Below are 25,101 nucleotides of genomic sequence, written 5' to 3' on the forward strand. Positions count from 1 at the left end.
GAGAAAAAGGCGCGTCAGTCGATAGATTTGCGTAGGAAGAGGCGTCTTTTTATTCTGCAAGCTGGGATGTGCGGACAGCCTATTTGAAAAAGTGAGCTGCATAGCGTTTGTTGATTCTCGACAATGGTAGCATGACCAGCATGTCCGCAGTATTGAAATCAGGATCCCATGCCGGTGCGCCGCAAATATAGGCCCCAAGGCGCAAGTATCCCTTGATGAGTGGCGGGCAATTGACTTCAATGTCGTTTCTCAGCGCTTCCAGAGGTAATGGGCAATTGGGAAATACACGATACTCAGCCGGGGAAAGGTGTTCTTGCTGCAGTTGGTGATACAGGCTGGCTGCCATATGGCCGCCGTCAGCCATACCGATACTGCCGCAACCGATCATGTATTCGTAACGGTGCACCTTCATGTAGTTGGCAAGTCCTGCCCATAACATGGTGATGGTGCCGCCCATTCTGTAATTCTTATGCACGCAAGCCCTGCCCACTTCCACCATGCTGGATGAAAGGTGACGCAGGCGGGAAAGGTCAAACTCGCCAGCGGAGTAATAGCCGCCAGCCTCATTGGCCATGGCGGGACTGAGGATTCGGTAGGTGCCGACTACTTCGCCGGTATTATGATCACGAACTAGCAGATGATCGCAGAATGCATCAAAGCCATCCTTGTCCAAGCCATCGGTGCTGGGGATATTGGCACCCATTTCTTCAGCAAATACTTTGTAACGGAGGCGTTGGGCTTCTGCGATTTCAGAAGCGTTACGGGCAAGGCTGACATAGAGTTGGCTAGAACCGGGCCGGGTGCCGGTAGCTGACTGCCGATCAAGCATGGTGCTTTCCTGACTGCTGTTTAGACAGTCAGGACTTTAAAAGCGCCAAATGACAGAATGGTTAAATAAGCTTTAAGCTTTTGTGAATATGCCGGGTTTTGGCCCGGAAATATTTAATGGCTGACGCGTGTAACGCCGCCACTGTCCAGTAGGCGTACCTTGTCGCCAGGAGAAAATTGCACATCGGCTTCCTGCACCACAGCCAGCATGGTGCCATTGTCCAGTTTTACCGTAATCTCCAGCCCATCCTTGCGGGTAACGCCTTCTTCTGCTGCGGCGCCGGCCAAGCCGCCAACCAGTGCACCTAGCACAGTGGTAATTGCCTGGCCTCGGCCGCCGCCGAGCGTGCTGCCCGCGATGCCGCCTACTACTGCACCAGCACCACCGCCGATCGGAGTCTTTGTGCCTTCCAGCCTGACGTTGCGCACGCTTTCCACCACGCCCATGCGAACAGTCTGGGTCTTGCGTGCTTCGTCGCGGCTATAAACATCGCCAGAGTTGGAGCTCATGCATCCTGTGAGGACGAGGAGTACAGTCATAGCAGTCAATAATTTGGTGGTGCGCATTTCTTGCTCCTTAAGCGGTTAGTTCATCAGTATGTTGCGACAGGGTTTCATTGACCAGTACCTGGCTGTAAATGTGCTGAATTTCATCGCGGCTTGGCTTGTGGTTCTGTCCACCACGGCTGGCGATCTTGATTGAGCCCATGACAGAAGCCAGCCGACCGCAGACTGTCCAATCCCAGCCCTGAGAAATGCCATACAGCAGGCCTGCACGATAAGCGTCGCCGCACCCGGTGGGATCAACCACTTCAAGTGCTTCAACACATGGAATCTCGTACAGTTGCTCATCAGCATAAATGATGGAGCCTTGAGCGCCCTTGGTCACAATCAATGCTTTTACCCTTGATGCAATGCCATCAAGCGTGAGACCAGTTTTTTCCTGTAATAGTTGCGCCTCGTAGTCATTCACTGCGACATAAGTAGCCAGCTCAATAAAATGCAGGAGCTCTTCCCCGGTAAACATCGGCAAGCCCTGGCCTGGGTCGAACAAGAATGGAATGCCCTGCTCATGGCATTCCCTTGCATGCAGGAACATGCCTTCACGGCCATCAGGCGCAATGATGGCCAATGCAATATCCTTGGTGTCTGCCACGCTGTTCTGATGACACTCGCTCATCGCACCGGGATGGAAGGCAGTGATCTGGTTATCATCCATATCAGTAGTGATGAATGCTTGTGCGGTAAAACTGCCATCAATTTTCTTGATATGCGTTGTTTCAAGTTGATGGTCGCTCAGCCATTTGTCGTATACGCCAAAATCCTCGCCAACAGTGGCCATGATCACGGGTTCACCAGACAGCAGTTTCAGGTTGTAAGCGATGTTGCCGGCAGTGCCGCCAAATTCGCGACGCATTTCGGGCACAAAAAAACATACGTTGAGCATATGAATCTTCTCTGGGAGGATATGATTCTTGAACTGGTCGCCAAACACCATGATGGTGTCATATGCCATGGAGCCACAGATTAATATACGCATGTCTAGCCTATTGCAAATGGAGTAAAGCCTGCATTATCTAGGGCGCGCCCATGCTTCGCAAGCATGAAAAAAGCCTGCTTCATTTGAAGCAGGCTTTGGGAGAGTTGGTTGATATGGAACGCCTAGTTTTCCAGCGCGTTCTCAATCAGGATTTTGGCTGCTTTTTTGGCATATTTCACCGCGCCAGAGCCGCGCTTCATCTGTTCGGCCTGAATAGCGCCCTCGATCAGAATCGAAAGCTGGAGCGCCAGGCTGTCAGCATCCTTAGCGCCGGCGTCAACAGCGAGTTCAGCAAGAAACTGGCGGAACTGCTTGGATTGTTCAGCAGAAAGGCGGTGGACCGGGTTCTCTTCATTGGGAAACTCAGCCGAGGCCTTGAGGAACGCCATGCCGCGGAAATCAGGAGCGGTTACCCACTCCTCAATAAAGTCGAACAATTTTTGCAGCCGCTCGGAAGGCTTCTTGGTGTTCTTGTTTAACTTCTGATGCAGCCAGGTATTGAAGTCTGCATGGCCTTTTTGCAAAACTTCCAGGATCAGGTCTTCCTTGCTGCGGAAATATTTGTATAGCGTCATTTTTGTGGTACCGGCAACTGCCACAATAGTATCTACACCAGTTGAGTTGATGCCGCGCGTCTGAAACAAGTCAGATGCAACATCCAATATTTTTTCCCTTAGCAAGGACATGGCTTCATTCCCTAATGTAGTGCACCTTGCGGCACACATTTTTATATACAGATTAGTATATACTCAAAATTACCATAGCATGTGAATAAAAATAGCTGCTGGAAAATTCTATAAGTAACGCCCGAGTATAAGCCCTGCCTGTCAATTATGCTCAGGTTAAGTGTAAACAAACTGTTACAAAATTATAAAAAAGTGTAAATTCATATATGCAAAAACTAGGTCTAGAAATCATCATATATTTACAGGGAGGTATTTATGAAGGGTGTTTTGGCTGTTGCTGTTGCCGCGTTGCTGAGCTGTCCGCTGATGGCGTCGGCAGCCTTGGATGAAACCTTGCGCGTCAAGGAAGTAGTGGAGATTGATGCTCCGGCTGATGTGGTATGGGAAAAGATCGGTAGTTTTGGGGATATGAGCTGGCATCCCGCTATCGCGTCTACTGAAATTGTCGAGGGTAAGCAGGATGAGGTTGGCGCGGCACGGGTATTGACCTTGCAGGATGGCGGCAAAATCCATGAGGTATTGACTGGAAGAGATGCTGAAGCAAGGACTCTGAAGTATGAGATTACTGAAAGTGTATTGCCGGTGCGGGATTACAGCGCTACTTTGACGGTTCAGGCTGATGGTGCAAAAAGCAAGGTAGTCTGGAAAAGTATGTTCAAACGAAAGGATCCGGCACATCCGGGAGCTGCCGGTCAGGATGATAAAGCGGCAACTGAGACTATTACTGGTATTTTTCAGTCTGGTTTGGCTAACTTAAAGAAGGTCATTAAGTAGTTTTATTAGCTCATTAGGTATCGTAGAAAAGCCGGCGTATGCCGGCTTTTTTCATCAGGATGCGGTGATTGGCGGTTTACGTTGCAAAGCGTTATGTGATGCATTGCTCGGTCCACTGGATGTCCTTGCCTGTGTTTTGATATAGGTTTGTTCGGGTTCGGATAAAGTGATCAATGGCCGGTATTCGCAACTGACCTTTTGTATTAATTGGCTTGCCAGATTGATTTCATTTTCATGGCTGGACAAATTGCCATCCACAATATTTTTCAGGAAAACGGCTCGCTCCGATTCGTCCAGCATCAAGGCTTGGGGGAAGTGGCATGTGCCCTGGCGCATACGTTCCAGCATATTGTAAAGCTCAGCAACCTTGACTGGGCTGGCAACCGATTCTCGAGCACTGTTGTTCCATAGCTGATGGCTGGAATTGTTGTGATGGCTCGAAGGCAAGTCGCGCAGCATGTACCATGACATGAACAGGGCAATCCCAATGATGCTCGCAAAACTTGTGGTCATGCTGAATTCACGCACCTTCCGATAACTGCTATCGCATTGGGCATGGATCAGTGCATCACTGGCTACTTGGGCATGATGCAGGGCTTGGCATCCAGGGTGCTTGATCTCTCTTTGCAGGGCATTTTCAAGCATGATGAGAATTTGCTGTGCCAGTACTTCGGGCAACTCTGCCCCACTGGAACGGGCCTGTCTGGTAAGGTAGTGCAGCAGGGATTGCCTGTTTGCTTCTATTTCGGTCACGAGTTCGGCCGCAGGGGCCGACTTGCTTGCCAGGATATCAAAAACTCGCAATAGCCTTGCTTGAGGCTTGTTTTTGTACTGTTGCAGAGCGCGCAGCAGCCATGATGAGTTTTGAGTAAGCATATGCGTGTCCTGGCTAGAATGGCTTGACGACTACCAGTATGACAATACCGGCCAATAAAAGCACAGGGAGTTCGTTCAGCCAACGATAGTACACATGACCGTGGCGGTTGCGGTCATGCTTGAAATCAAACAGCAGTTTGCCACAATACAGGTGATAGGCCACAAGGATTGTGACCAGCGTCAGTTTTGCATGTAACCAAGCTCCGGAAATGCCGTAACCCTGCCAGAGCCACATTCCGAAAATAATGGTAAGGACGGCGCCAGGCGTCATGATGCCGAAAAACAACTTACGCTCCATGATTTTGAAGCGTTCTGTGCTGATGCTGTCTTCAGACTGGGCGTGATATACAAACAGTCTTGGCAGATAGAATAAACCGGCGAACCAGGTCACCATGAAGACGATATGCCAAGCCTTGACCCATAACATGATTAGTGGCTCCCCGATAATTGTTTGTCCAGCAGGCTGCGGAGGGCTTTGAAGTCCAGTTCGCCTATCAGCTTCTGGGCGATACGGCCTTGTTTGTCGATAACGAATGAAGTTGGTGTTACGCGGACATCACTGAATAAATGGGCTGCCTCGCCCTGGCTGTCATGGCTGACGGGGAAAGGGAGTGCATTTTTCTGGCTGTAATTGATGACCTGCTGAAGTGGATCGTAAGACATGGCAACTGCGACGACTTCAAAACCTTTGTCTTTGTATTGATTGTAGGTATCGATCAAGCCGGGCATTTCGGCAATGCAGCCTGGACAATCTGTTGCCCAGAAATTGACCAATACCATTTTCCCCTGCAGGGAGGATATGGGGATGGTTTTGCCCTCAAGGGTAACGAAAGTGATGGCGGGTGCTTGTGGTTTCTGGGTTAGGGAGTAGCCGAGAAATGCCAGTAAGCCGAGTATGACTAGAGGGATAAATACTTTTCGCAATTTTGGTGACATTGTTCGATCACAGCCAATTCAGCATCAGGATAAGTCTATGTTGTCATTGTGGTGCTTTTTACAGGCTTTGTCATCTGAATTGCATTTTGTAGTCCATGGACGGCATTGGAATAATTCTCATTCTCCTGCAAGCCGCGTCAGTACTGCATTTGCGTTTAATTTTACTATTATCTCCATGATATAATTGCGCCTTTAGCCTTCACTACAAGCATGACTGCCCGCTTACGCGAAATCCCGTATAACTACACCTCGTTTTCCGATCGTGAAATTGTCATCAGGTTTCTTGGAGAGGAAATCTGGGATGTGCTCAATGAGTTGCGCGAGGAGCGCAAGACAGGCCGTTCTGCCCGCATGTTGTTTGAAGTGCTGGGTGACCTGTGGGTAGTTTCAAGAAATCCTTACCTGCAGGATGACCTGCTGCAAAACAAGAAACGCCGCCAGGCGCTGATAGATGCGCTGAACCATCGCATCAAGGCCATTGATGAGCGCAGTGCTGGCAATCAGAAAGTGCTTAAGCTGGTAGTGGCCGCACGCAAGGCGGTGAACGAGTTCGAGCAGGACTTCCGCCAGACCGAGACCCTGCGCAAACAGGCATTGGCTAAACTCTCACGCCATACCCGCAAGGACAATATCCGTTTTGACGGATTGTCTCGTGTTTCCCATGTCACCGATGCGACCGACTGGCGCGTGGAATATCCCTTTGTCGTGATCAATCCTGATACTGAAGAGGAAATCGCTGCGCTGGTGCGCATCTGTATCGAGCTGGGCCTCACGATCATCCCGCGTGGCGGTGGTACCGGTTATACCGGTGGCGCCGTGCCGTTGACCAAGTTGTCTGCGGTCATCAATACCGAGAAGCTGGATCATTATTCAGAAGTCAATTACGTTGCATTGCCTGGGGTCAGTGAGCCAGTACCGGTGATTCATTGTGGTGCGGGAGTTGTCACTCGCCGCGTGATGGAAGCTGCGAGCAGCGCCGGATTGGAATTCGCTGTGGACCCGACCTCGGCAGATGCTTCCTGCATAGGTGGTAACGTGGCCATGAATGCGGGCGGCAAGAAGGCCGTGTTGTGGGGCACGGCACTGGATAACCTGGCGTCGTGGCGCATGGTGACGCCAGATGCACAATGGCTGTTTGTGGAGCGCCTGGAACATAATCGGGGCAAGATCCACGATATCGACATGGCACGTTTCCGCATCACGCGTTACGAAGAGGATGGCAAAACCCTGGTCGGGGAGCCCCGCTTGCTGGAAATCCCCGGCCCCAGCTTCCGTACGGTTGGCCTGGGCAAGGATGTTACTGACAAGTTCCTGTCCGGCCTGCCCGGTATCCAGAAGGAAGGGTGTGATGGCCTGATTACGTCTGCCACCTTCATCCTGCATCGCATGCCCAAGCATGTGCGCACTGTGTGTCTTGAGTTTTTCGGCCATGTGGCGCTGGCCGTGCCTTCTATTGTGGAGGTCAAGGATTACCTTGATGCCCACCCCAATACCATATTGGCCGGGCTGGAACATCTGGATGAGCGTTATCTGCGTGCCGTAGGCTATGCCACCAAGGCAAACCGCAGCGAGCGGCCCAAGATGGTGCTGATTGCCGATATCGCTAGTGATGACGAGGCCGGGGTAGGTGAAGCGGCTTCGCAGGTTGTGCGTTTGGCAAATGCCCGTGGTGGCGAGGGTTTTATTGCAGTTTCCAGCGATGCACGCAAGAAGTTCTGGCTGGATCGGGCACGTACTGCTGCCATTGCCAAGCATACCAATGCCTTCAAGATCAACGAGGATGTGGTGATTCCATTACCGCGTCTGGGGGATTATTCGGATGGCATCGAGCGCATCAATATCGAGCTTTCCATACGCAACAAGCTGAAACTGCTGGATAGCCTGGAAAGTTTCATGCAGGGCGATCTGCCCTTGTATGAGGATGATGAAACCCAGGCTGATCCCGACATGCTGGTCACCAAGCGCCAGATGGCATTGGAGCTGTTCGCTGCTACTCGTGGACACTGGAAGAACACGCTGGAAAACCTGGATGGTGCGCTTTCGTTGCTAGGGCCTGATTACAGTGACCTTGCAGCGGAAAATATCTTCCGCGCGGTGCAGGAGCACCAGGTGCGTATCTCCTGGAAACAGGACGTCAAGAAAGAGCTGCATCGTATTTTCACAGGCCGTGAATATCGGCGCATTCTGGAAAAGTGCGATGAAATCCACAAGCAGGTGTTGAAGGGTCGTGTATTTGTCGCCCTGCATATGCACGCAGGTGATGGCAATGTGCATACCAATATCCCGGTCAATTCCGATGACTATGAAATGATGCAGGCCGCACATGAAGCGGTGGCGCGTATCATGAAGCTGGCTACCGGACTGGGTGGCGTGATCTCGGGTGAACACGGTATCGGTATCACCAAGATGGAATTCCTGGACGAGAAAACCGTTTCCAGATTCGCTGCCTACAAACAACAGGTTGACCCTGAAGGCCGCTTCAATAAAGGCAAGTTGATGGCCGGTTCCGGCCTGCATTCGGCTTATACCCCCTCCTTTGGCCTGCTGGAGCAGGAGTCCATCATCATGGAGCAATCTGCGATTGGTGGCATTGCGGACTCCATCAGCGATTGTCTGCGTTGTGGCAAGTGCAAGCCTGTGTGCACCACGCACGTGCCACGTGCCAATTTGCTCTACAGTCCGCGTAACAAGATTCTTGGTACTTCGCTCTTGATCGAGGCCTTCCTCTATGAAGAGCAAACGCGTCGCGGGATATCGCTCAAGCATTTTGATGAGTTCAATGATGTCGCAGATCATTGCACTGTGTGTCATCGTTGCGAAAAACCGTGTCCGGTTGATATCGACTTTGGCGATGTGTCGATTGCCATGCGCAATTTCCTGCGCGAGCAGGGCAAAAAGCATTTTAATCCTGGCACCACTGTGGCCATGACCTTCCTCAATATCAAGGATCCAGCCACCATACGTGCCATGCGCAGCGTTATGGTCGGTGTGGGCTATAAGGCGCAGCGGCTGGGACACACGATTTTCAAGAAGCTGGGCTTGTTGAATGGCACCAAGAAAAATCCGCCGCCAACTTTGGGCAAGCCTGAAATCAAGGCGCAGGTGATTCATTTCCTCAATCGCCCCATGCCCAAGGCCATGCCAACCAAGACTTCACGTGCGCTTCTGGGTATTGAGGATGACACCATTGTGCCGGTGATCCGCAATCCCCAAAAAACGCATGAAGATTCAGATGCGGTGTTCTACTTCCCAGGATGCGGCTCCGAGCGATTGTTCTCCACCGTTGGATTGGCAACCCAGGCCATGTTGTATGAAGCTGGTGCCATTACGGTATTGCCGCCAGGTTACCTATGCTGCGGCTATCCGCAAACATCCAGCGGCAATCACGACAAGGGACAGCAGATCACGGCCGATAACCGCGTGCAGTTCCACCGTGTGGCCAATACATTGAACTATCTGGACATCAAGACGGTGATTGTTTCATGCGGCACTTGCATGGATCAGCTGCAGAAGTACGAGTTTGAACGCATCTTTCCTGGTGCCAGGTTGCTTGATATCCATGAGTACCTGATGGAGAAGAACTTCAAGATTGAGGGCGTGACCGGTACGCGCTATATGTATCATGACCCTTGTCACAGCCCTATGAAGACCTATGCGCCCATGAAGGTGACCCAGGCGCTTGTGGGCGATAACGATGTTGCGCTCAACGATCGTTGTTGCGGTGAATCCGGTACGTTTGCTGTCGCCCGTCCCGATATTGCCACCCAGGTCAAAATGCGCAAGCAGGAAGAGCTGGAAAAAGGCATGACCAAGCTGGGATTGACGCCAGGTGCGCCTGAGCGGGATGTGAAAATCCTTACCTCCTGCCCGTCATGCCTGCAAGGGCTGTCGCGCTATGGGGAAGATACCGGCATAGAGGCCGACTACATTGTGGTGGAGATGGCCAAGCATGTGCTGGGTGAGAACTGGATGCAGGATTATGTATACAAGGCGAATAATGGCGGGATAGAGAAGGTGTTGTTGTAAGCCCTTGAGTTTTGACTTCCACCCAATCAAAAAGCCAGCATTGCTGGCTTTTTGATTTTATCCGATCTCATTTTATGGAATTAATTGCCATTTGAGTGGATAAGGCTGTGCTTAAGGATATGATGGCATTTAAAAATATATTTATTGATTAGTCATGATGGTACTTAAAACTTTCGCCCTATTTGTTGTCACCGCACTGGCCGAGATTGTGGGTTGTTACCTGCCTTATCTGTGGCTCAAGAAAGGCGGTTCAGTGTGGTTGTTATTGCCTGCGGCAGTCAGCCTTGCCCTGTTTGCCTGGCTATTGAGCCTGCACCCCAACGCGGCTGGACGGGTTTATGCGGCTTATGGTGGAGTGTATATTTTTGTGGCATTGGGATGGCTCTGGCTGGTGGATGGCATACGGCCCAGTGCATGGGATGTTATCGGCGTGGCAGTGGCAATCACTGGCATGATGATTATCATGTTTGCACCGCGATAGCTTGCTTGGTCTGATGCAATGGAGTGAAATAAAGCAGTTATAGGTGTGGTCTTCAGGCAGGTAATGCAAGGAGATTGAAATGAAAGCGTTGGTTACTTCGGCAGTCCTAAGGATATGCGTCTTGGCTGGTTTGATGCTGCCTTTTGCGGGGGCAAATGCCATCATGTATGGTATGCCTGCTTCCGATGTGTCGACGGTTCAACTGGTGTTTGAGTACCGAACTTGGCGTGAATATTCCCAGGAATGGAAAATCAGCCATAGCCAATGTAGCGCGGTGGTGGTTGGAATCTCCCCATTAACCTTGCTGACGGCCGCCCATTGCCTGCGTGAGGTTAGCCTGGATGAAGGCAATCGCCTGCCCCTGGTACGTATTGCCCGGGCAGACCAGCCGGCGATGGAGTCTGCCAGGCTCAAGCAGGCTATCTTCCCTGAATTTGACAAGGTTCGTGGCAACCTGATCGATGACCTGGCAATCCTGGTGTTTGATCTACAGCTCAACGACACCAGGCTGGTTGCCCCAGTCCTGCTCGATCGTCCACAAGGTCAAGCATTGCTGTGCGGTTATGGTTTCGGCGCAGCTGATAACCCTCCAGAAGTGTTGCGGTGTGCCAGCAAAGAATTGCATGAGGCAACAGCAGAGTTTTCCTCGTTTGTGCCCGCATATTATGAAAGCCTGGATCCATTATTCTATGGCCGGTATCGTACCCAGTTCGAAAGCAAGGCCAGTGCTGTCTCAGCTCTGGATGCACTGCTTGCCGTGAATCGGTTGGATGGTGACGATGAATACAATCCCAATTTGCCCATGCCGACTTTGGGCGATTCAGGCGGCCCGTGGCTGGCTGATCTGGGAGATGGGCATTATGCAGTGATGGGAGTGACCAGTTTCGTGGAAAGTTTTTACAGCAGCTCGCCTCAATGGACATTTTTCCGTAAAAGTAGCGCGCCCATGGCAGACTTCATGTATGCCGGCTACGGTATCCGGCTGGACTCAATGCGCGCGCGCAAGTTATTCAATGCGGCCCGCATGAAGGGAGCTGATATACGGGTCTACCGGCAGGGATGGGAGCAACTGGAGTCACGGCTGGGAAGCAACTGATTCGACGTGTTTGCGGACCAGGCGGGATTGCGGCAGAACGGCGCTGAAGGTGCTGCCTTTGCCAGCTTCACTTTCTATTTCCAGATGGCCCTGATGGCGTGTCAGTATGTGCTTGACGATGGAAAGCCCGAGGCCAGTACCGCCGGTTTCGCGCGAGCGACTGCGGTCGACCCGGTAAAAGCGTTCGGTGAGGCGGTCTATGTGTTGCTGTTCAATACCAATGCCGGTGTCAGATACGCTGAAGATCACATTTGTCCCACGCAGCAGCAGTTTCAGCGAAATGGAACCTCCCTTGGGGGTGTAGCGGACAGCGTTGCTGACCAAGTTGCCAAGTGCGCTGTGAAGCTCTTCTGGGGCCCCCTTGATAAAGAGACCCGGTTCTACAGGTTCCAGACTTATCTGATGACGGTTCTGGCTCAGGCTATTGCCCTCATGCAGCAGCATGTTCAGCAGCGCGGAAAGATCAATTTCACTTTCCTGTGGCGCCTCCGGGCTATTCTCCAGCTGAGACAGGGTAAGCAGGTCTTCAATCAAGCGCCGCATACGGTTGGTTTGCTCCTGCATCATGCCGAAGTAACTGCGGGTGCTTTCAGGCACGGCACCTTCCATATCCATCAGTGTTTCAATAAAGCCGCCCACTACAGTCAGCGGGGTCCTCATCTCATGGGAAACGTTGGCAATGAAGTCCCGGCGCATGGTTTCCAGTTTTTCCACCTGGCTGATATCCCGGGAAAGCAATAATTTCTGATTGACGCCAAAAGGAACCAGCTGTATCTCCAGCGTAGCTCCTACATTGCGCCATGACTTGAGCTTGATGGGTTCTGAGTAATCCTGGCGATGCAGGTACTGAATGAAATCCACAGGCCTGACCAGGTAGCTGATCGGCTGACCAGCATCCTGTTTCATGGACAGGCCGAGCTGGTGTTCGGCTGTCGGGTTGCACCATTCAATCTGGTCGTTACCATTCAGCAATACCACGCCATCCGGCAATGCACTGGCGGCATGTCGGAAACGATCCAGGGCCGAGCTGATTTGCGCCTGGCTGCGACTATGCCGGCGTTTCTCATAATAGATGGCGGCAAACACGTCTTCCCAGATACCGGCGCCCATAGGCATGGAGTTGAGATCTGGTTTCTTGAACCACTGCAATAGTTTGTGCAGCCAGAACAAATGGCTGATCAGGTAAAGAAGAATCGCTGCGCAAAAGACTGCAAGTGCAGTCATGGCGTCCGTAGCTGCCCAGATGATCAGGCAGATGAATACTGTGGCCAAACCAAGCCACAGGGCTTTCCATCGAATATCTTGCACAAAGGTGGTCTTGTAAGAATCAGTGCTTATTATGATCTACTGAGCAGAGAAACGGTAGCCAACACCGCGCACAGTCTGGATAAATTCTTCATGGCCCGATTCCGAGAGTGCGCGGCGCAGGCGGCGGATGTGCACATCCACTGTCCTGTCTTCCACAAACACACGATCCCCCCATACTCGATCCAGTACTTGGGTGCGTGAGTGCACGCGTTCCGGATTGGACATCAAGTAATGCAGCAAACGGAATTCTGTTGGCCCCAGCTCCAGGGTCTTGCCATTGCCGGAAACTCTGTGTGTCATCGGGTCCAGCCTGAGACCGCCAGCTTCAATGGGGTCATCCGTCATTTGCGGCGCGCGGCGACGCAATACCGCCTTTATCCTGGCATTCAGTTCACGCGGGCTGAATGGTTTGGTCACGTAATCATCTGCTCCCACTTCCAGTCCACGTACCTTGTCGGCCTCTTCGCCACGTGCAGTGAGCATGATGATGGGGATGGACTTTGTCAGGTCATCACCTTTCAGCTTGCGGGCAAATTCAATGCCGCTCATGCCTGGCAGCATCCAGTCGAGCAGGATCAGGTCGGGCAGAGTCTCGCGGATCAGCATTTGCGCCTGCTCCACGCTTAATGCGCGTACTGGGTTGTGCCCCGCCTGGGTAAGGTTCAGGGCGAGCAGTTCCTGGATTGCCGGTTCGTCTTCTACTACCAGTATATTGGCTGGCATTTCGAGGTTTCCTTGGGTGGTTGAATGACGAGCAATATATGACGCTAATATGACAGATTGATGAACAAGATTAAATAGACTTTAGGATTGCAGTTTTCCCCGATTTATATGAGTATTTGTAACAAATTGTTTCTATCTCGGCAGCGGCGATAAATGGCAGCTGATTTTTTATTGGATTGAGGGGAGTCTGATGTCTGGTTTTTTTTCAAAGGAGCGCATTACAGCTGCGCCTGGGTATAACCGCTGGCTGGTGCCGCCAGCGGCACTTGCAGTGCATTTATCCATTGGCATGGCTTATGGTTTCAGCGTGTTCTGGTTGCCATTGTCCAAAGCACTTGGTATTACGGAGCCGCTTGTTTGCGGCGAAGACATCAGTTTCTGGATGCGCGCCATTACAACCAGTTGTGACTGGAAGGTCAGTGATCTGGGATGGATGTATACCCTGTTTTTTGTTTTTCTCGGTTCCTCAGCGGCAGTATTCGGTCACTGGCTGGAGCATGCCGGGCCACGCAAGGCAGGAGCAGTGGCAGCATTGTGTTGGGGTGGCGGGTTATTGATTTCGGCCATAGGGGTCTATACACACCAGCTCTGGCTGATGTGGCTGGGTTCGGGGGTGATCGGGGGGATTGGTTTGGGGTTGGGGTATATCTCTCCGGTTTCAACCCTGATCAAATGGTTTCCTGACCGCAGGGGCATGGCGACAGGCATGGCGATCATGGGGTTTGGCGGCGGTGCCATGATAGGCGCCCCGCTGGCCAATACCTTGATGAATTATTTTGCAACGCCGGTATCGATTGGTGTCTGGGAAACCTTTGCTACCATGGGGGTGTTGTATTTCATCGCCATGATGATAGGTTCGCTCGGATATCGTGTGCCTGCCAACGGCTGGAAGCCTGAAGGCTGGAATCCCCCTGCCAATAATGGCAAGGCGATGATCACTTCACGTCATGTACATGTCAATGAAGCGCACAAGACCCCTCAGTTCTGGCTGCTTTGGAGTGTACTCTGCCTCAACGTCAGTGCTGGCATTGGCGTGATTGGCATGGCTTCGCCAATGTTGCAGGAAGTGTTTGGCGGCCTGCTGATTGGAGAGGGCATCAAGCTGGTTGACTTGGGCCCGGATCAAAAACTGCAGGTGGCTGCCATAGGGGCTGGTTTTGCAGGGTTGCTGTCTTTCTTCAATATTCTGGGCCGTATAGGCTGGGCTTCATGTTCGGACTTTCTTGGCCGCAAGCTGACGTATATCATCTTTTTTGCGCTGGGTTTCGTGCTTTATATCCTCTCGCCATGGGCTGGAAGCATAGGCAGCGTGGCCCTGTTTGCAGGATTGTTCTGCATTATCCTCACCATGTATGGCGGCGGCTTTTCCACCATTCCCGCATACCTTGCCGATATCTTTGGCACCCAGCACGTGGGCGCTATCCACGGCCGGTTACTGACAGCCTGGGCTACGGCGGGCGTCTTGGGGCCGGTTACTGTGAATTACCTGCGCGACTACCAGCTGGACCACGGCGTTCCTGCGGATCATGCTTACAACGTAATCATGTATGTGCTGGCCGCTTTATTATTGATCGGCCTAGTGTGCAATTTGCTGGTGCGGCCAGTGGCGGAGAAACACTACATGACATCAGCTGAACTTGAGGCTGAAAAGAGAATATCGCATGAGAAATCACTCTCTGCTGCCAGTCAGGAAGGCGCTCACAAAAGTAGTGCCTTCCTGACGACCGTGGTCTGGGTGGCGGTTGGTATTCCCATTAGCTATGGCATATGGAATACCTTGCAGAAGGCCTTTATCCTGTTCCATTGAGTTCTTTGAGGTATTGATGTGAGTGATCACTCTCGTCCACGCTGTTTATGGGCCAAGGCTCCGCTTGATATTGTTTACCATGATCACGAGTGGGGCGTGCCCGTGCATGATGACCGCACCTTGTTTGAATTTCTCACTCTGGAAGGAGCCCAGGCAGGACTGAGCTGGAGCACAATCCTGAAAAAGCGGGAACATTACCGCAAGGTGTTTGATGATTTTGAGATAGCCAAGGTGGCGGCTTACGACCAGGCCACGGTGGATGCTCTGCTTGCAGATGCAGGCATTGTGCGCAACCGGCTCAAGGTTGCTTCAGCAATTGGCAATGCCCGTATTGCCCTGGAAATACAGGCACAGTATGGAAGCCTAGGCCACTATCTCTGGAGTTTTGTTGATGGAAAGCCCATGCACAATACATGGGCAGATGTTTCCCAGGTGCCAGCAAGGACGGCAGTGTCCGACCAGATGTCCAAAGCGCTCGCCAAGCGTGGATTCAAGTTCGTTGGATCCACGATCTGTTATGCATTCATGCAGGCAACCGGTATGGTCAATGATCACACCATTGATTGTTTTCGTTATGCCGAAATCTCGGCACATGCATGAAGTCGCTACGTGGTAAAATACCTTGATTAATCAGGGAAGGCCCTGAGTCATTTTCAATGACGCGGCAGGTGCCGCGTACCGGATGGAACGAGACCATGAAGAAAATAGCAGTAGATTTGAACGGCAAGGATTTGCGTATAGGGATTGTGCTGTCGCGCTTCAACAGTAATATCGGCGAAGGCCTTCTGCAGGCCTGCGTTGCACAATTGCACAAGCTTGGTGTGGCAGATGAGGATATTACCCTCGCTACTGTACCTGGTGCGCTGGAAACCCCTGCCATTCTGCTGCAAATGGCAGATAGCGAGCAATTTGATGGGCTGGTGGCTCTGGGTGCGATTATTCGTGGTGAGACCTATCATTTTGAAGTGGTTTCCAACGAGTCCGCCCGTGGTATTTCTGATGTACAACTGAGCACTGGCATCCCTGTGGCGAATGCCATCCTGACCACGGAAAATGATGAGCAGGCTGAAGAGCGCATGGCAGTGAAGGGTGCAGAAGCTGCTGATGTGGTAGTCGAGATGATCAACTTACTGAAGCAGCTATGAGCGATATTGATAAGAACCAGCCTGAGACTGCTGGGCGGGTGAAACCAGTGAAGGCGGCGCGCAGTCGCCGGAAATCACGTGAGCTGGTGCTCAAGGGAATTTACCTCGGCCTGATGAACCAGAAGGAAGTGCGTGTCATCATGCGTGAATTGGCAGATGACCCTGATTTTGACAAGGCGGATGACGAGTATTTCCGTCAGTTGCTGGAAGGCGTAGCTTCCAATATGGGCGAGCTGGATGCGCGACTGGTGGGCTCACTGGACCGCCAGGTATCAGAATTAAGTCCGATCGAGCATGCTATTCTCTGTATTGCAGCGTATGAGTTGATTTATGACGTCACCATTCCTTATCGCGTTGCGATCAATGAAGGGGTGGAGCTGGCCAAGCTTTATGGCGGCACTGATGGACACAAATATGTGAACGGGGTGCTGGACAAGATTGCGGCTGAGGCTCGTCCGGATGAGTTTCAGCGGAATAAGAGGTAGTTCGTCATTGTTCAGAGCGATGAATAGCCAGCTATGTGCTGGCTATTTTTTTGTCAGTAACTGCTTGTAATATCGACAAAGATTCGTCATATTCCGTGTAATGAGCCACAAATAACAATATCGGTTTTTTTATGAAATATCGCATCTGGCTGTGTATGGCAGCCGTTTTTAAACTACCTGGACATCGTGGTTCTTGTTCGAGGTTTTTAAGCAGGTAGGATCTATGGCAAAACTGGTACTGACGCTGGAAGGCGATTTTCTTGCCGAGTTTCCATTGGATCAGGGACGCTTGACGATAGGCCGGCGCCCTAACAGCGACATCCGCCTCGAAAATCTGGCAATCAGTGGTGAACATGCCGTTGTTAGCACCACTGATGGTGAATCGTATATTGAAGATGCTAATAGTACCAATGGTACGCTGGTTAATGGTAAGGCGATCAACAGGCATTTGCTGCAGGATGGGGATGTAATAGGACTTGGCCGTCACCAGATTGAATATCGTGAAGAAGATATTGCTGCCAGCCGCGGTTTTGAAAGAACCATCATGGTGATGCCATTGATGAAGGAAGTCAGGACGATGGCTACGGTTGCCGCCTTGCCAACCGAGCAGGCTGAACATGCTCTCACACCTCTGGATAATCAGGCGCATCAGTCTCAGGCATCAGAGTCAACCCCGGCGCCTGAACCAGCAAGCATGCCCATTGCTGCAAAGATACAAGTATTGAGCGGGGCGAGTGCCGGTAAGGAGTTGGTGATACACAAGACATTGACCACGCTGGGCAAAAGTGGCGTGCAGGTGGCCGTCATCACCAGGCGCCCTCAAGGCTACTTTCTTGCCCATGTGGAAGGCGAAGGGCGTCCAGTGCTCAATGGCAATGCCGTAGGGGTTCAGGCTCATGCATTGGGACATGGAGATATTATAGAGCTGGCAGGGGTGAAGATGGAGTTTTCATTGACCCTGTAGATTTTCTAATGATTACCTCAAGGGGTGGGCATGACGGATCAGAGCATTCTTCTGCAGCAGTTAGAACAACTTAATGTGATCGGCATTGCCCTTTCCTCTGAGCATGATCACAAGCGCCTGCTCGAAATGATCGTGGTCAGCGCCAAGCAGATGACCAATGCGGATGGCGGTACATTGTACACGGTGACCGAGGACCAGCAGCTGCGCTTTGAAATCATGCGTACCCAATCGCTCAATATTGCCATGGGCGGTACGACTGGCATTGAAATCCCATTTCCCCCATTGCCGCTTTATCTTGCCGATGGAAGTCCTAATCATCATATGGTGGCTGCCTACAGCAGCCTCAATGATTGCACTGTCAATATTGAGGATGCTTACGCGGCTGATGGGTTCGATTTTTCCGGAACTCGCGAATTTGATAAATCTACAGGCTATCGTTCGCGTTCATTTCTCACTGTTCCCATGAAAAATCATGAAAATGAGATTATCGGCATATTGCAGCTGATCAATGCGCAGCATCCTGATACTGGTGAAATTATGCCATTTTCCCTTGCCAGCCAGCGGCTGGTGGAATCGCTGGCATCGCAAGCGGCAGTTGCATTGACCAATCAGCAGTTGATAACCGGGCTGAAAAGCTTGTTTGAGGCTTTTATCCAATTGATTGCAGGCGCGATTGATGCCAAGTCTCCTTATACAGGAGGGCATTGCAGAAGGGTGCCGGAACTGACCATGATGTTGGCTGAAGCGGCAAGCCGGACCAATTTTGGCCCGCTCCGCGAATTCAGCATGAGCAGCAAGGAGGTGGATGAGCTCAGAATTGCAGCATGGATGCATGACTGCGGCAAGGTCACGACACCAGAGGCGATCATGGACAAGCCGACCAAATTATCAAAGATTTTTGATCGTATCGAGTTGATCGAGCAGCGCTTCGAGTTATTGAAAAAACAGGCGGAATGCAGGCTCCTGAAAGACCAGTTGACCTCTCTGCAGCAAGGGCACGAGGTCGATCAGCCTAAGTTGGAAAGCGCGTTTTCCGCCCTGATGCGGCAATTGGAAGAAGACCGTGTTTTTCTGCGGTATGCCAATATAGGCAGCGAACTGATGCCCGTGCACGATCAAGAGCGGGTTCGTCAAATTGCGAAATATGTACTTGAGGATGCTAATGGACAGCCGACCTCATTCCTGAGCGAAGATGAGGTTTACAACTTGACCATAGAGCGAGGCACGCTGACTGATGAGGAACGGTCAATCATCAATCACCATATCGTGGTGACCATAGAAATGCTGGAGTCTCTGCCCTATCCGCCCGATTTAAGGCGTGTTCCGGAGTATGCCGGCGGGCATCATGAGCGTATGGACGGCAAAGGCTATCCGCGAGGCCTGACAGGGGAGCAAATGTCTATTCCGGCGCGAGTGATGACTATTGCCGATATTTTTGAGGCATTGACCTCAGGCGACAGGCCTTACAAGAAAGCCAAGACCTTGTCCGAGGCCTTGCACATACTTGGCAACATGAAGCTGGATCATCATGTTGATCCAGATCTGTTTGATGTGTTCATCCGTGAGAAAGTCTATTTGCGATATGCGAAACAGTATCTGCAGCCTGACCAGATTGATGAGGTCGATGAGGCGACAATTCCTGGCTATGGCTTATCCCAAGTCTAGCTATACCGTATGCCAAGTGGTTGGCTTGAGCTTATAGAAGCTGGTTGCTCAATCCGGAATGATCCAGGCGCAAGCAACTGCCCTGGTCATACCAGTCACCCAGCACCCAGCGCTCAACTTCATGGCCATCGACTACCAGTTTGTGCAATGCAGGCCTGTGCGTATGTCCATGGATCAACACCTGGGGATATTCAAACTGGCGGATGAGGGCATGTACTGCATCCTGGTTCACATCCATAATGTTTTCCTGCTTGCCGGATTTTTCTTCTTCGCTGCGTTTGCGCAAAGCTTCAATTTGCGCTTTACGCGAGGCAAGCGTTTGCTGCAGAAATGCCTGTTGCCAGTCGTGGTTGCGTACCTGCTGGCGAAACGCCTGGTAGGCAACGTCATCGGTGCACAAGGCATCGCCATGGCTGAGTAGTATCCGCTTGCCGTATATTTCTAACAATGTGGGGTCTTCAAGCAATGTGATGCCAGCGGCCTTGGCAAAATCATTGCCAATCAGGAAGTCGCGGTTGCCATGCATAAAAAATGTATGGGTGCCCTTATCAACAAGGGTGTGCAATGCCCTGATAATGGTTTGATGCTGGGCCAGGTCATCATCGCCAGCCCAGTATTCGAAAAAGTCGCCCAGTATGTAGAGCGCTTCCGCCTGTGAGGCTATATGCTGGAGAAACTCGAGGAATTGGGCAGTGATAGCCGGTCTTGAACTACATAGATGCAGGTCGGAAATGAACAGGGAGTGTGCTTGCGTATTTCCGATACCTGCAACCATGCGTGAAACTTAAACGACTTCTGCGCGTTCAATGACAACAGGTTCTAGTGGGACATCCTGGTGCCCGTTCTTGCTGCCGGTTTTGACCTTCTTGATCTTGTCGATGACTTCGGTACCATCCACTACCTTGCCGAATACCGCATAACCCCAGCCTTGTGAAGTAGGCGCAGTAAAATTCAGGAAGTCATTGTCGGCAACATTGATGAAGAACTGGCTGCTGGCAGAGTCAGGCGCCGGTGTACGGGCCATGGCGATGGTATAGGTTTTGTTTTGCAGACCATTATCGGCTTCGTTCTTGATCGCTGGGTTGGTGGGTTTTTGCGACATGTCGCTGGTAAAGCCACCGCCCTGGATCATGAAACCATCAATCACACGATGGAAGATGGTGTTGTCGTAAAAGCCTTCCTGCACGTATTGCAGGAAGTTGGCCGCAGTGATGGGAGCCTTTTCGGCATCCAGTTCCAGAGTGATTTCGCCGAAATTGGTGTGAAGTTTAATCAAGGTTTCTTTCCTTTGGTTTTGGTTGTCTCGGTTTGTGCGATCTTGTTTTTCTTGTAATCCAGGCGATCGGCAATATTGATTGGCTGGTCAAGCAACGCCACGCTTTCAATGACGACCGGCTCTACAGGGACATTCAGGTGTGCTCCTACCACCTTGGTGGGGCTCTTGCCTATGCGTTCCACAACGTTTATGCCCTTGATGACTTTGCCAAAAACGCAATAGCCGATATAGGCCGCTTCCGGTTTGTGGAAGTTGAGGAATTTATTGTCTGCCAGGTTAATAAAGAATTGTGAGGTGGCTGAATTTGGCGCAAATGCACGCGCCATGGCAATGGAGCCATATTCATTCTTGAGGCCGTTATTCGACTCATTCTCAATCGGTGAGAATGTGGATTTCTCCCGCATTTCTGCTGTCAGTCCACCGCCCTGGATCATGAAGCGATCAAGGGTGCGGTGGAATGTGGTGCCTGTGTAAAAGTCACTGGTGACATACTGGATGAAGTTGGCAACGGTCTTGGGAGCTTTATCGGGGTAAAGCTCGATGATGAAGCTGCCCTGATTGGTCTGAATCTCAATTTGTTGCGGCAAATTATCTGCCGCCTGAGCCACCATGGGAGACAATACAAGTGATAAAAACAGTAGTGGCAATAAAAATCCACGTTTAATGATGTGCATTTGGGAATCCTCCAAAAACTGGCCTATTATCATGCAGGGCCCTCGTACATAATTTTCCAGCGTTGTTTGTCCCAGATCCAGTACTGCTGTTTCCGCATGCGGTTTTCAAGGACATTGCTTTTGTAATCCTGATCAAAGGTAACCTGAACCATTGTTTCAGGGCTACTAGGATAACGGAACAGGCTCAGGTTGGATAGGCCGATGTTGACTTTTGACCGTGCAGACTGAATGCGGCGTTTTTCAGTGCTCCAACGTTGCAGGTCGGCATCCGCACTGAAAAAATTGTTGTGATAGTGGCTCAGGTAACGCTCGGTGTCTTGTGACTCCCAATCCTTGCGCCATTCTTCAATCTGCTCCTTCAGTGTGTTCAATTTTGCAGTGGAAGCCTTGTCCGGGGTTATCCAGGCCAAATCATTGGCGATGATAAATGGAGTATTGCCATCCTGTAATACTGGAACCAGTGCTTGCAGGTCAGGGTTGGAAATCACCACGCAGCCATCACTGGCCCTGGGAGGGCGGCTGTAGACGTTTTTAGGCGTGCCATGCAGCCAGATGCCATGACCTTTCTTGCCTTGCTGGCGATCCAGGGGGTTGGGGTAGTTGAGTGGATAGGCTGCATCCCCATAAAAGTCGGGGAGCTTTCGCGCCATTTTCTGTCCGGCGGTATATACCCCTAGCGGAGTACGCTTATCCCCCTCGACAAACTTCTCATTGCCGTTCTTACCCATGGTGATGTAGTAATCCACCAGGTATTGCATTTGATTGTCACGGTTCTGATAGACATACAATCGCGATTTTGCTGCATCCACTACGATCGCATAACGCTGATTAGGTGCCATTTGCCAAAGGGGTTCAGGAATCCTGTCGGCATAGTTGCTGGCGCGATGGCGCTCAATTCTGACCTTGGCCTCCTCACGGAAATCAACCAGGGCCGGATCGCTGGTGGTATCCAGTTTTGGCGATTGCTGGGCAAAGGCCATTAGCAGGTCACCACGAACCAGATGAGCAAGGCGGAAGTTGGGCACCGCCTGCAATAGCTGGTCTATTGTGGACAGGGCTTGCTGCAGCTTGCCGTCATTGATCTCCAGCAGGCTCTGCACCAACAGGAGTTCGGCTTGGTTGCTGCTAAAGGCCGTGATGCCGGAGGGCATGGCGCCGGTTTTGTCAGCGGTGGCATGCCATGGCAGCAGGTGGCTACTTAGCAGCAGGCCACTTATCACTAACTTGATGATGCGTTTCTTCATGGCCTGGCAGTTAGCGGTTGGTCAGTTCTTGCTGGATGAGCCATTTGCCTTGTTGCCTCGTCAGCACCAGTAGTTTTGATGTGCGTTGAGACAGGCTGCCAGATCGATAAGATTGCATGAAGCGAACCTTGGCGTTATTTTCATTTTCAACGCTGATTTCTAACTTGTTCAGGCTGACCTCAATCTTGGATGGCTTGCTGACGCGGTCCCGGCGCAAGGCCTCCCATGCTTTGCGACTCTCGCCATTGGGTGTTTTAAAGTCGCTGGCATAGCTGGCCAGGTATTGATCCACGTGCTGTGACGACCATGCCTGGGCCCATTGATATACCGCATCCTTGATGGCCTGGTCGGCGCTTGATGTGGCAGGCATCGCCTTGGTTCCCTCGGGGGCAGGCTGGGATGGCGCAGGCTTGACCTCAGCCTTCGCAGGTAAAGGTGAAGTTGGCGCTGCTGCAATTTGTACTTCTTTTTGGATATCAACCTTGGCGGTGGGCTGTGCCGGAGAGGTGGGTGCGGCGAACAAATCCTTGATCAGGGATAACTTGCTTTTAGCCCGGGTATTGCCAGTATCCAACTGTAACGCCTTGCCGTAGGCGTCTGAGGCCATGCGCGCATAAATGTCGCCTAGGTTTTCATGGGCGGTGGCGTAGCTCGGATGGGTTTTGATGGCAGCATCCAGGGCGGCTCGTGCTTTGTCGTATTGCCCTTTTTCTGCATAAAGCACAGCCAGGTTGTTGTAGGGTTCTGGCAGAGTGGGGTGTTTTTCCGTCAGTTCGGTGAATATCCTGATGGCTTCATCGCGCTTGCCGGTTTCAGCAAGCAATACGCCGCGCAGGAAAATGGCCTGAATGTCCTTGGGTTTTGCTGCAAGATAGGTATTGATGCGTTCCAATGCCTGTGAAGCCTGCCCCTGATTGGCGAGTTGGGCAATGTCTTTGAGTTCGTCAGCCTGTGCACTGGTTGCAACTAATAGGATCAGTATGAGCAGACCATGGCTTAAAGCGCGGAATACAGGCATTGTGATATACTTTTTGGCAAATTATTCAGGCGCCAATTTTATCAACAAGCTAATCCAAGCTCCAGTGTCGTAGTGGCTATTCACGACTTTTATTGATAATTAAAGGCTCTTGGATTACACAATATCATTACATTACATTCGTCCCACTCAATTTCTGATCAACTTCCACACAATATCATGCTGAAAATCTATAACTCGATCGCTCGCGAGAAGCAGCAATTTGTTCCTATCATTGCTGGCAAGGTAAGCATGTATGTATGCGGAATGACGGTATATGACTATTGCCACCTGGGGCATGCGCGTGTCATGGTGGTGTTCGATATGGTGAACCGCTGGTTGCGTACTTCGGGCTTTGATGTGACTTACGTGCGCAATATTACTGATATTGATGACAAGATTATTGCGCGGGCCAATGAAAATGGCGAAACCATCACTGCATTGACTCATCGGTTTATTACAGCGATGGATGAAGATGCTGCCAGGCTGGGCGTACTGCGGCCGGATGTAGAACCCCGGGCGACAGCTTATATTGATGAGATGATCAATATGATCAGCGCCTTGATCAGCAAAGGGCACGCATATGCGGCCGATAACGGGGACGTTTATTACTCGGTGTCCAGTTTTGCCAATTACGGCAGGCTTTCTGGCAAGTCATTGGAGGATCTGCGGGCGGGCGAGCGTGTGGAGGTGGATGTGCATAAACGCGATCCCATGGATTTTGTGCTGTGGAAAGCGGCCAAACCTCACGAGCCAAGCTGGGATTCGCCCTGGGGGCAGGGGCGCCCAGGGTGGCATATTGAGTGCTCTGCGATGGGAGAGCGGCATCTCGGAAAGCATTTCGATATTCATGGCGGTGGCCAGGACCTGCAGTTTCCGCATCACGAGAATGAAATTGCCCAGAGTGAAGGCGCACATGGCTGTACGTTCGTGAACTACTGGATGCACAACGGATTTATTCGGGTAGACGACGAGAAGATGTCCAAATCTCTCGGCAATTTTTTCACGATACGCCAGGTGCTGGAGCAGTACGATGCTGAGGTCGTGCGATTCTTTATCCTGCGCGCGCACTACCGTAGTCCATTGAATTATTCCGATCAGCACCTAGATGACGCCAAGCAGGCATTGACCAGGCTTTACACTTCCTTGCGCGGCTTGGATGTGCAGCCCGCAACCATAGACTGGCAGCAATCTGCGGCGGCGCGCTTTAAAGCTGCCATGGATGATGACTTCAATACATCTGAAGCGTTTGCCGTATTGTTTGAACTGGCCAATGAGGTCAATCGCAGCCGTTCTCTTGAGCAGGCTGTCATTCTTAAGTCCCTGGCGGCCCAGCTTGGGTTGCTGGAGCGGAGTTCTGAGGAGTTTTTCCAAGGTGATGTCACCACAGGATTATCTGCTGAAGGGATTGAGCAGTTGATTGACCAGCGGCTTGAGGCTAAAAAATCCAGAAATTTTCCCGAAGCGGATCGCATCCGGCAATTGCTTTCAGAGCAGGGAGTGGTGCTGGAAGATACGCCTCAAGGAACCAACTGGAGGCGCGCATAGTTTT

At 51.5% G+C, this 25,101-nt stretch carries 25 protein-coding genes; 11 read left to right on the forward strand and 14 right to left on the reverse strand.

Annotated features, from left to right (window positions below; translation table 11 throughout):
* Positions 1-79 precede the first annotated feature (79 nt).
* From LG200_RS00930 to LG200_RS00945, 4 genes are all read right to left on the reverse strand, one after another.
* Positions 80-829, reverse strand: a complete 750-nt coding sequence (locus LG200_RS00930; RefSeq protein WP_226755727.1) for a GNAT family N-acetyltransferase — start codon at positions 827-829, stop codon at positions 80-82.
* A gap of 113 nt (positions 830-942) precedes the next feature.
* Positions 943-1,395 carry an outer membrane lipoprotein gene (locus tag LG200_RS00935; protein WP_226755728.1) on the reverse strand — a complete coding sequence of 151 codons (453 nt, stop codon included), beginning with the start codon at positions 1,393-1,395 and terminating at the stop codon, positions 943-945.
* Between the two features lie 10 nt (positions 1,396-1,405).
* On the reverse strand, positions 1,406-2,368 hold the full coding sequence (locus LG200_RS00940) for a carbohydrate kinase family protein (protein ID WP_226755729.1): 963 nt from the start codon (positions 2,366-2,368) through the stop codon (positions 1,406-1,408).
* Between the two features lie 122 nt (positions 2,369-2,490).
* Positions 2,491-3,054: a TetR/AcrR family transcriptional regulator gene (locus tag LG200_RS00945; RefSeq protein WP_226755730.1), complete on the reverse strand. Its 564-nt coding sequence runs from the start codon at positions 3,052-3,054 to the stop codon at positions 2,491-2,493.
* 255 nt (positions 3,055-3,309) lie between these two features.
* Between LG200_RS00945 and LG200_RS00950 the strand changes: the two genes are divergently transcribed.
* Positions 3,310-3,828 carry an SRPBCC family protein gene (locus LG200_RS00950; protein WP_226755731.1) on the forward strand — a complete coding sequence of 173 codons (519 nt, stop codon included), beginning with the start codon at positions 3,310-3,312 and terminating at the stop codon, positions 3,826-3,828.
* A gap of 54 nt (positions 3,829-3,882) precedes the next feature.
* On the opposite strand, the gene LG200_RS00955 is transcribed toward LG200_RS00950, so the two are convergent.
* Genes LG200_RS00955 through LG200_RS00965 form a run of 3 tightly spaced genes read right to left on the reverse strand, consistent with a single transcriptional unit; the run spans position 3,883 to position 5,640 of the window.
* Entirely contained in the window at positions 3,883-4,704 is an 822-nt protein-coding gene (locus LG200_RS00955) for a hypothetical protein (protein WP_226755732.1), read from the reverse strand.
* A gap of 13 nt (positions 4,705-4,717) precedes the next feature.
* Positions 4,718-5,131, reverse strand: a complete 414-nt coding sequence (hemJ, locus tag LG200_RS00960) for a protoporphyrinogen oxidase HemJ (RefSeq protein WP_226755733.1) — start codon at positions 5,129-5,131, stop codon at positions 4,718-4,720.
* 2 nt (positions 5,132-5,133) lie between these two features.
* Positions 5,134-5,640: a peroxiredoxin family protein gene (locus LG200_RS00965; protein WP_226755734.1), complete on the reverse strand. Its 507-nt coding sequence runs from the start codon at positions 5,638-5,640 to the stop codon at positions 5,134-5,136.
* A 210-nt stretch (positions 5,641-5,850) separates the two neighbouring features.
* Here LG200_RS00965 and LG200_RS00970 point away from each other — a divergent pair, with 210 nt between their 5' ends.
* The 3 genes from LG200_RS00970 (at position 5,851) to LG200_RS00980 (ending at position 11,243) form a co-directional block, all read left to right on the forward strand.
* The gene (locus tag LG200_RS00970) at positions 5,851-9,666 is read left to right on the forward strand and encodes a DUF3683 domain-containing protein (RefSeq protein ID WP_226755735.1); all 3,816 of its coding nucleotides are present in this window, start codon (positions 5,851-5,853) and stop codon (positions 9,664-9,666) included.
* 154 nt (positions 9,667-9,820) lie between these two features.
* A complete protein-coding gene (locus LG200_RS00975) occupies positions 9,821-10,147 on the forward strand; it encodes a YnfA family protein (protein WP_226755736.1) in 327 nt (108 codons plus the stop codon).
* Positions 10,148-10,226: 79 nt separating this feature from the next.
* Positions 10,227-11,243, forward strand: coding sequence for a trypsin (locus LG200_RS00980; RefSeq protein WP_226755737.1), 1,017 nt, complete (start codon positions 10,227-10,229; stop codon positions 11,241-11,243).
* On the opposite strand, the gene phoR is transcribed toward LG200_RS00980, so the two are convergent.
* Entirely contained in the window at positions 11,223-12,551 is a 1,329-nt protein-coding gene (gene phoR, locus LG200_RS00985; protein WP_226755738.1) for a phosphate regulon sensor histidine kinase PhoR, read from the reverse strand. The two genes, LG200_RS00980 and phoR, sit on opposite strands and share 21 nt — an antisense overlap.
* Before the next feature lie 36 nt (positions 12,552-12,587).
* The gene (gene phoB / locus LG200_RS00990; protein WP_226755739.1) at positions 12,588-13,274 is read right to left on the reverse strand and encodes a phosphate regulon transcriptional regulator PhoB; all 687 of its coding nucleotides are present in this window, start codon (positions 13,272-13,274) and stop codon (positions 12,588-12,590) included.
* 190 nt (positions 13,275-13,464) lie between these two features.
* Between phoB and LG200_RS00995 the strand changes: the two genes are divergently transcribed.
* The 6 genes from LG200_RS00995 (at position 13,465) to LG200_RS01020 (ending at position 19,340) form a co-directional block, all read left to right on the forward strand.
* Positions 13,465-15,081: an OFA family MFS transporter gene (locus tag LG200_RS00995; protein WP_226755740.1), complete on the forward strand. Its 1,617-nt coding sequence runs from the start codon at positions 13,465-13,467 to the stop codon at positions 15,079-15,081.
* Between the two features lie 18 nt (positions 15,082-15,099).
* Positions 15,100-15,681 carry a DNA-3-methyladenine glycosylase I gene (locus tag LG200_RS01000; protein WP_226755741.1) on the forward strand — a complete coding sequence of 194 codons (582 nt, stop codon included), beginning with the start codon at positions 15,100-15,102 and terminating at the stop codon, positions 15,679-15,681.
* Positions 15,682-15,776: 95 nt separating this feature from the next.
* Complete coding sequence (gene ribH / locus LG200_RS01005; RefSeq protein ID WP_226755742.1) at positions 15,777-16,226, forward strand: 6,7-dimethyl-8-ribityllumazine synthase; 450 nt, start codon at positions 15,777-15,779, stop codon at positions 16,224-16,226.
* A complete protein-coding gene (gene nusB, locus LG200_RS01010) occupies positions 16,223-16,711 on the forward strand; it encodes a transcription antitermination factor NusB (RefSeq protein WP_226755743.1) in 489 nt (162 codons plus the stop codon). The genes ribH and nusB overlap by 4 nt, the downstream gene beginning before the upstream one ends.
* Positions 16,712-16,934: 223 nt before the next feature.
* Positions 16,935-17,675: an FHA domain-containing protein gene (locus LG200_RS01015; RefSeq protein ID WP_226755744.1), complete on the forward strand. Its 741-nt coding sequence runs from the start codon at positions 16,935-16,937 to the stop codon at positions 17,673-17,675.
* Positions 17,676-17,705: 30 nt separating this feature from the next.
* Positions 17,706-19,340 (forward strand): HD family phosphohydrolase, encoded by a 1,635-nt coding sequence (locus LG200_RS01020; RefSeq protein WP_226755745.1) that lies wholly within the window; start codon positions 17,706-17,708, stop codon positions 19,338-19,340.
* A gap of 31 nt (positions 19,341-19,371) precedes the next feature.
* On the opposite strand, the gene LG200_RS01025 is transcribed toward LG200_RS01020, so the two are convergent.
* The 5 genes from LG200_RS01025 to LG200_RS01045 are packed head-to-tail and all read right to left on the reverse strand — an operon-like array spanning position 19,372 to position 23,552.
* Positions 19,372-20,115: a UDP-2,3-diacylglucosamine diphosphatase gene (locus tag LG200_RS01025; RefSeq protein ID WP_226755746.1), complete on the reverse strand. Its 744-nt coding sequence runs from the start codon at positions 20,113-20,115 to the stop codon at positions 19,372-19,374.
* Between the two features lie 9 nt (positions 20,116-20,124).
* Complete coding sequence (locus LG200_RS01030; protein ID WP_226755747.1) at positions 20,125-20,616, reverse strand: peptidylprolyl isomerase; 492 nt, start codon at positions 20,614-20,616, stop codon at positions 20,125-20,127.
* The gene (locus tag LG200_RS01035; RefSeq protein ID WP_226755748.1) at positions 20,613-21,290 is read right to left on the reverse strand and encodes a peptidylprolyl isomerase; all 678 of its coding nucleotides are present in this window, start codon (positions 21,288-21,290) and stop codon (positions 20,613-20,615) included. The genes LG200_RS01030 and LG200_RS01035 overlap by 4 nt, the downstream gene beginning before the upstream one ends.
* Before the next feature lie 29 nt (positions 21,291-21,319).
* Positions 21,320-22,534: a L,D-transpeptidase family protein gene (locus LG200_RS01040; protein WP_226755749.1), complete on the reverse strand. Its 1,215-nt coding sequence runs from the start codon at positions 22,532-22,534 to the stop codon at positions 21,320-21,322.
* A gap of 10 nt (positions 22,535-22,544) precedes the next feature.
* Positions 22,545-23,552, reverse strand: a complete 1,008-nt coding sequence (locus LG200_RS01045) for a nuclear transport factor 2 family protein (RefSeq protein WP_226755750.1) — start codon at positions 23,550-23,552, stop codon at positions 22,545-22,547.
* A 177-nt stretch (positions 23,553-23,729) separates the two neighbouring features.
* Between LG200_RS01045 and cysS the strand changes: the two genes are divergently transcribed.
* Entirely contained in the window at positions 23,730-25,097 is a 1,368-nt protein-coding gene (gene cysS / locus LG200_RS01050; protein WP_226755751.1) for a cysteine--tRNA ligase, read from the forward strand.
* Positions 25,098-25,101: the final 4 nt, after the last annotated feature.

The organism is Methylobacillus caricis (genome assembly GCF_020532705.1).
In the GTDB taxonomy this organism is placed as follows: domain Bacteria; phylum Pseudomonadota; class Gammaproteobacteria; order Burkholderiales; family Methylophilaceae; genus Methylobacillus; species Methylobacillus caricis.

What these genes read in the sequence shown, in the direction of transcription:
- LG200_RS01045 (WP_226755750.1), bottom strand. Translation starts at nt 23,552, where the DNA reads ATGCCTGTATTCCGCGCTTTAAGCCATGGTCTGCTCATACTGATCCTA.
- LG200_RS00980 (WP_226755737.1), top strand. Translation starts at nt 10,227, where the DNA reads ATGAAAGCGTTGGTTACTTCGGCAGTCCTAAGGATATGCGTCTTGGCT.
- LG200_RS01040 (WP_226755749.1), bottom strand. Translation starts at nt 22,534, where the DNA reads ATGAAGAAACGCATCATCAAGTTAGTGATAAGTGGCCTGCTGCTAAGT.
- LG200_RS00965 (WP_226755734.1), bottom strand. Translation starts at nt 5,640, where the DNA reads ATGTCACCAAAATTGCGAAAAGTATTTATCCCTCTAGTCATACTCGGC.
- hemJ (WP_226755733.1), bottom strand. Translation starts at nt 5,131, where the DNA reads ATGTTATGGGTCAAGGCTTGGCATATCGTCTTCATGGTGACCTGGTTC.
- ribH (WP_226755742.1), top strand. Translation starts at nt 15,777, where the DNA reads ATGAAGAAAATAGCAGTAGATTTGAACGGCAAGGATTTGCGTATAGGG.
- phoB (WP_226755739.1), bottom strand. Translation starts at nt 13,274, where the DNA reads ATGCCAGCCAATATACTGGTAGTAGAAGACGAACCGGCAATCCAGGAA.
- LG200_RS00945 (WP_226755730.1), bottom strand. Translation starts at nt 3,054, where the DNA reads ATGTCCTTGCTAAGGGAAAAAATATTGGATGTTGCATCTGACTTGTTT.
- LG200_RS01020 (WP_226755745.1), top strand. Translation starts at nt 17,706, where the DNA reads ATGACGGATCAGAGCATTCTTCTGCAGCAGTTAGAACAACTTAATGTG.
- LG200_RS00950 (WP_226755731.1), top strand. Translation starts at nt 3,310, where the DNA reads ATGAAGGGTGTTTTGGCTGTTGCTGTTGCCGCGTTGCTGAGCTGTCCG.
- LG200_RS00995 (WP_226755740.1), top strand. Translation starts at nt 13,465, where the DNA reads ATGTCTGGTTTTTTTTCAAAGGAGCGCATTACAGCTGCGCCTGGGTAT.
- LG200_RS00955 (WP_226755732.1), bottom strand. Translation starts at nt 4,704, where the DNA reads ATGCTTACTCAAAACTCATCATGGCTGCTGCGCGCTCTGCAACAGTAC.
- LG200_RS01015 (WP_226755744.1), top strand. Translation starts at nt 16,935, where the DNA reads ATGGCAAAACTGGTACTGACGCTGGAAGGCGATTTTCTTGCCGAGTTT.
- LG200_RS00930 (WP_226755727.1), bottom strand. Translation starts at nt 829, where the DNA reads ATGCTTGATCGGCAGTCAGCTACCGGCACCCGGCCCGGTTCTAGCCAA.
- LG200_RS00975 (WP_226755736.1), top strand. Translation starts at nt 9,821, where the DNA reads ATGATGGTACTTAAAACTTTCGCCCTATTTGTTGTCACCGCACTGGCC.
- LG200_RS01025 (WP_226755746.1), bottom strand. Translation starts at nt 20,115, where the DNA reads ATGGTTGCAGGTATCGGAAATACGCAAGCACACTCCCTGTTCATTTCC.
- LG200_RS01035 (WP_226755748.1), bottom strand. Translation starts at nt 21,290, where the DNA reads ATGCACATCATTAAACGTGGATTTTTATTGCCACTACTGTTTTTATCA.
- LG200_RS00940 (WP_226755729.1), bottom strand. Translation starts at nt 2,368, where the DNA reads ATGCGTATATTAATCTGTGGCTCCATGGCATATGACACCATCATGGTG.
- cysS (WP_226755751.1), top strand. Translation starts at nt 23,730, where the DNA reads ATGCTGAAAATCTATAACTCGATCGCTCGCGAGAAGCAGCAATTTGTT.
- nusB (WP_226755743.1), top strand. Translation starts at nt 16,223, where the DNA reads ATGAGCGATATTGATAAGAACCAGCCTGAGACTGCTGGGCGGGTGAAA.
- LG200_RS00935 (WP_226755728.1), bottom strand. Translation starts at nt 1,395, where the DNA reads ATGCGCACCACCAAATTATTGACTGCTATGACTGTACTCCTCGTCCTC.
- LG200_RS00970 (WP_226755735.1), top strand. Translation starts at nt 5,851, where the DNA reads ATGACTGCCCGCTTACGCGAAATCCCGTATAACTACACCTCGTTTTCC.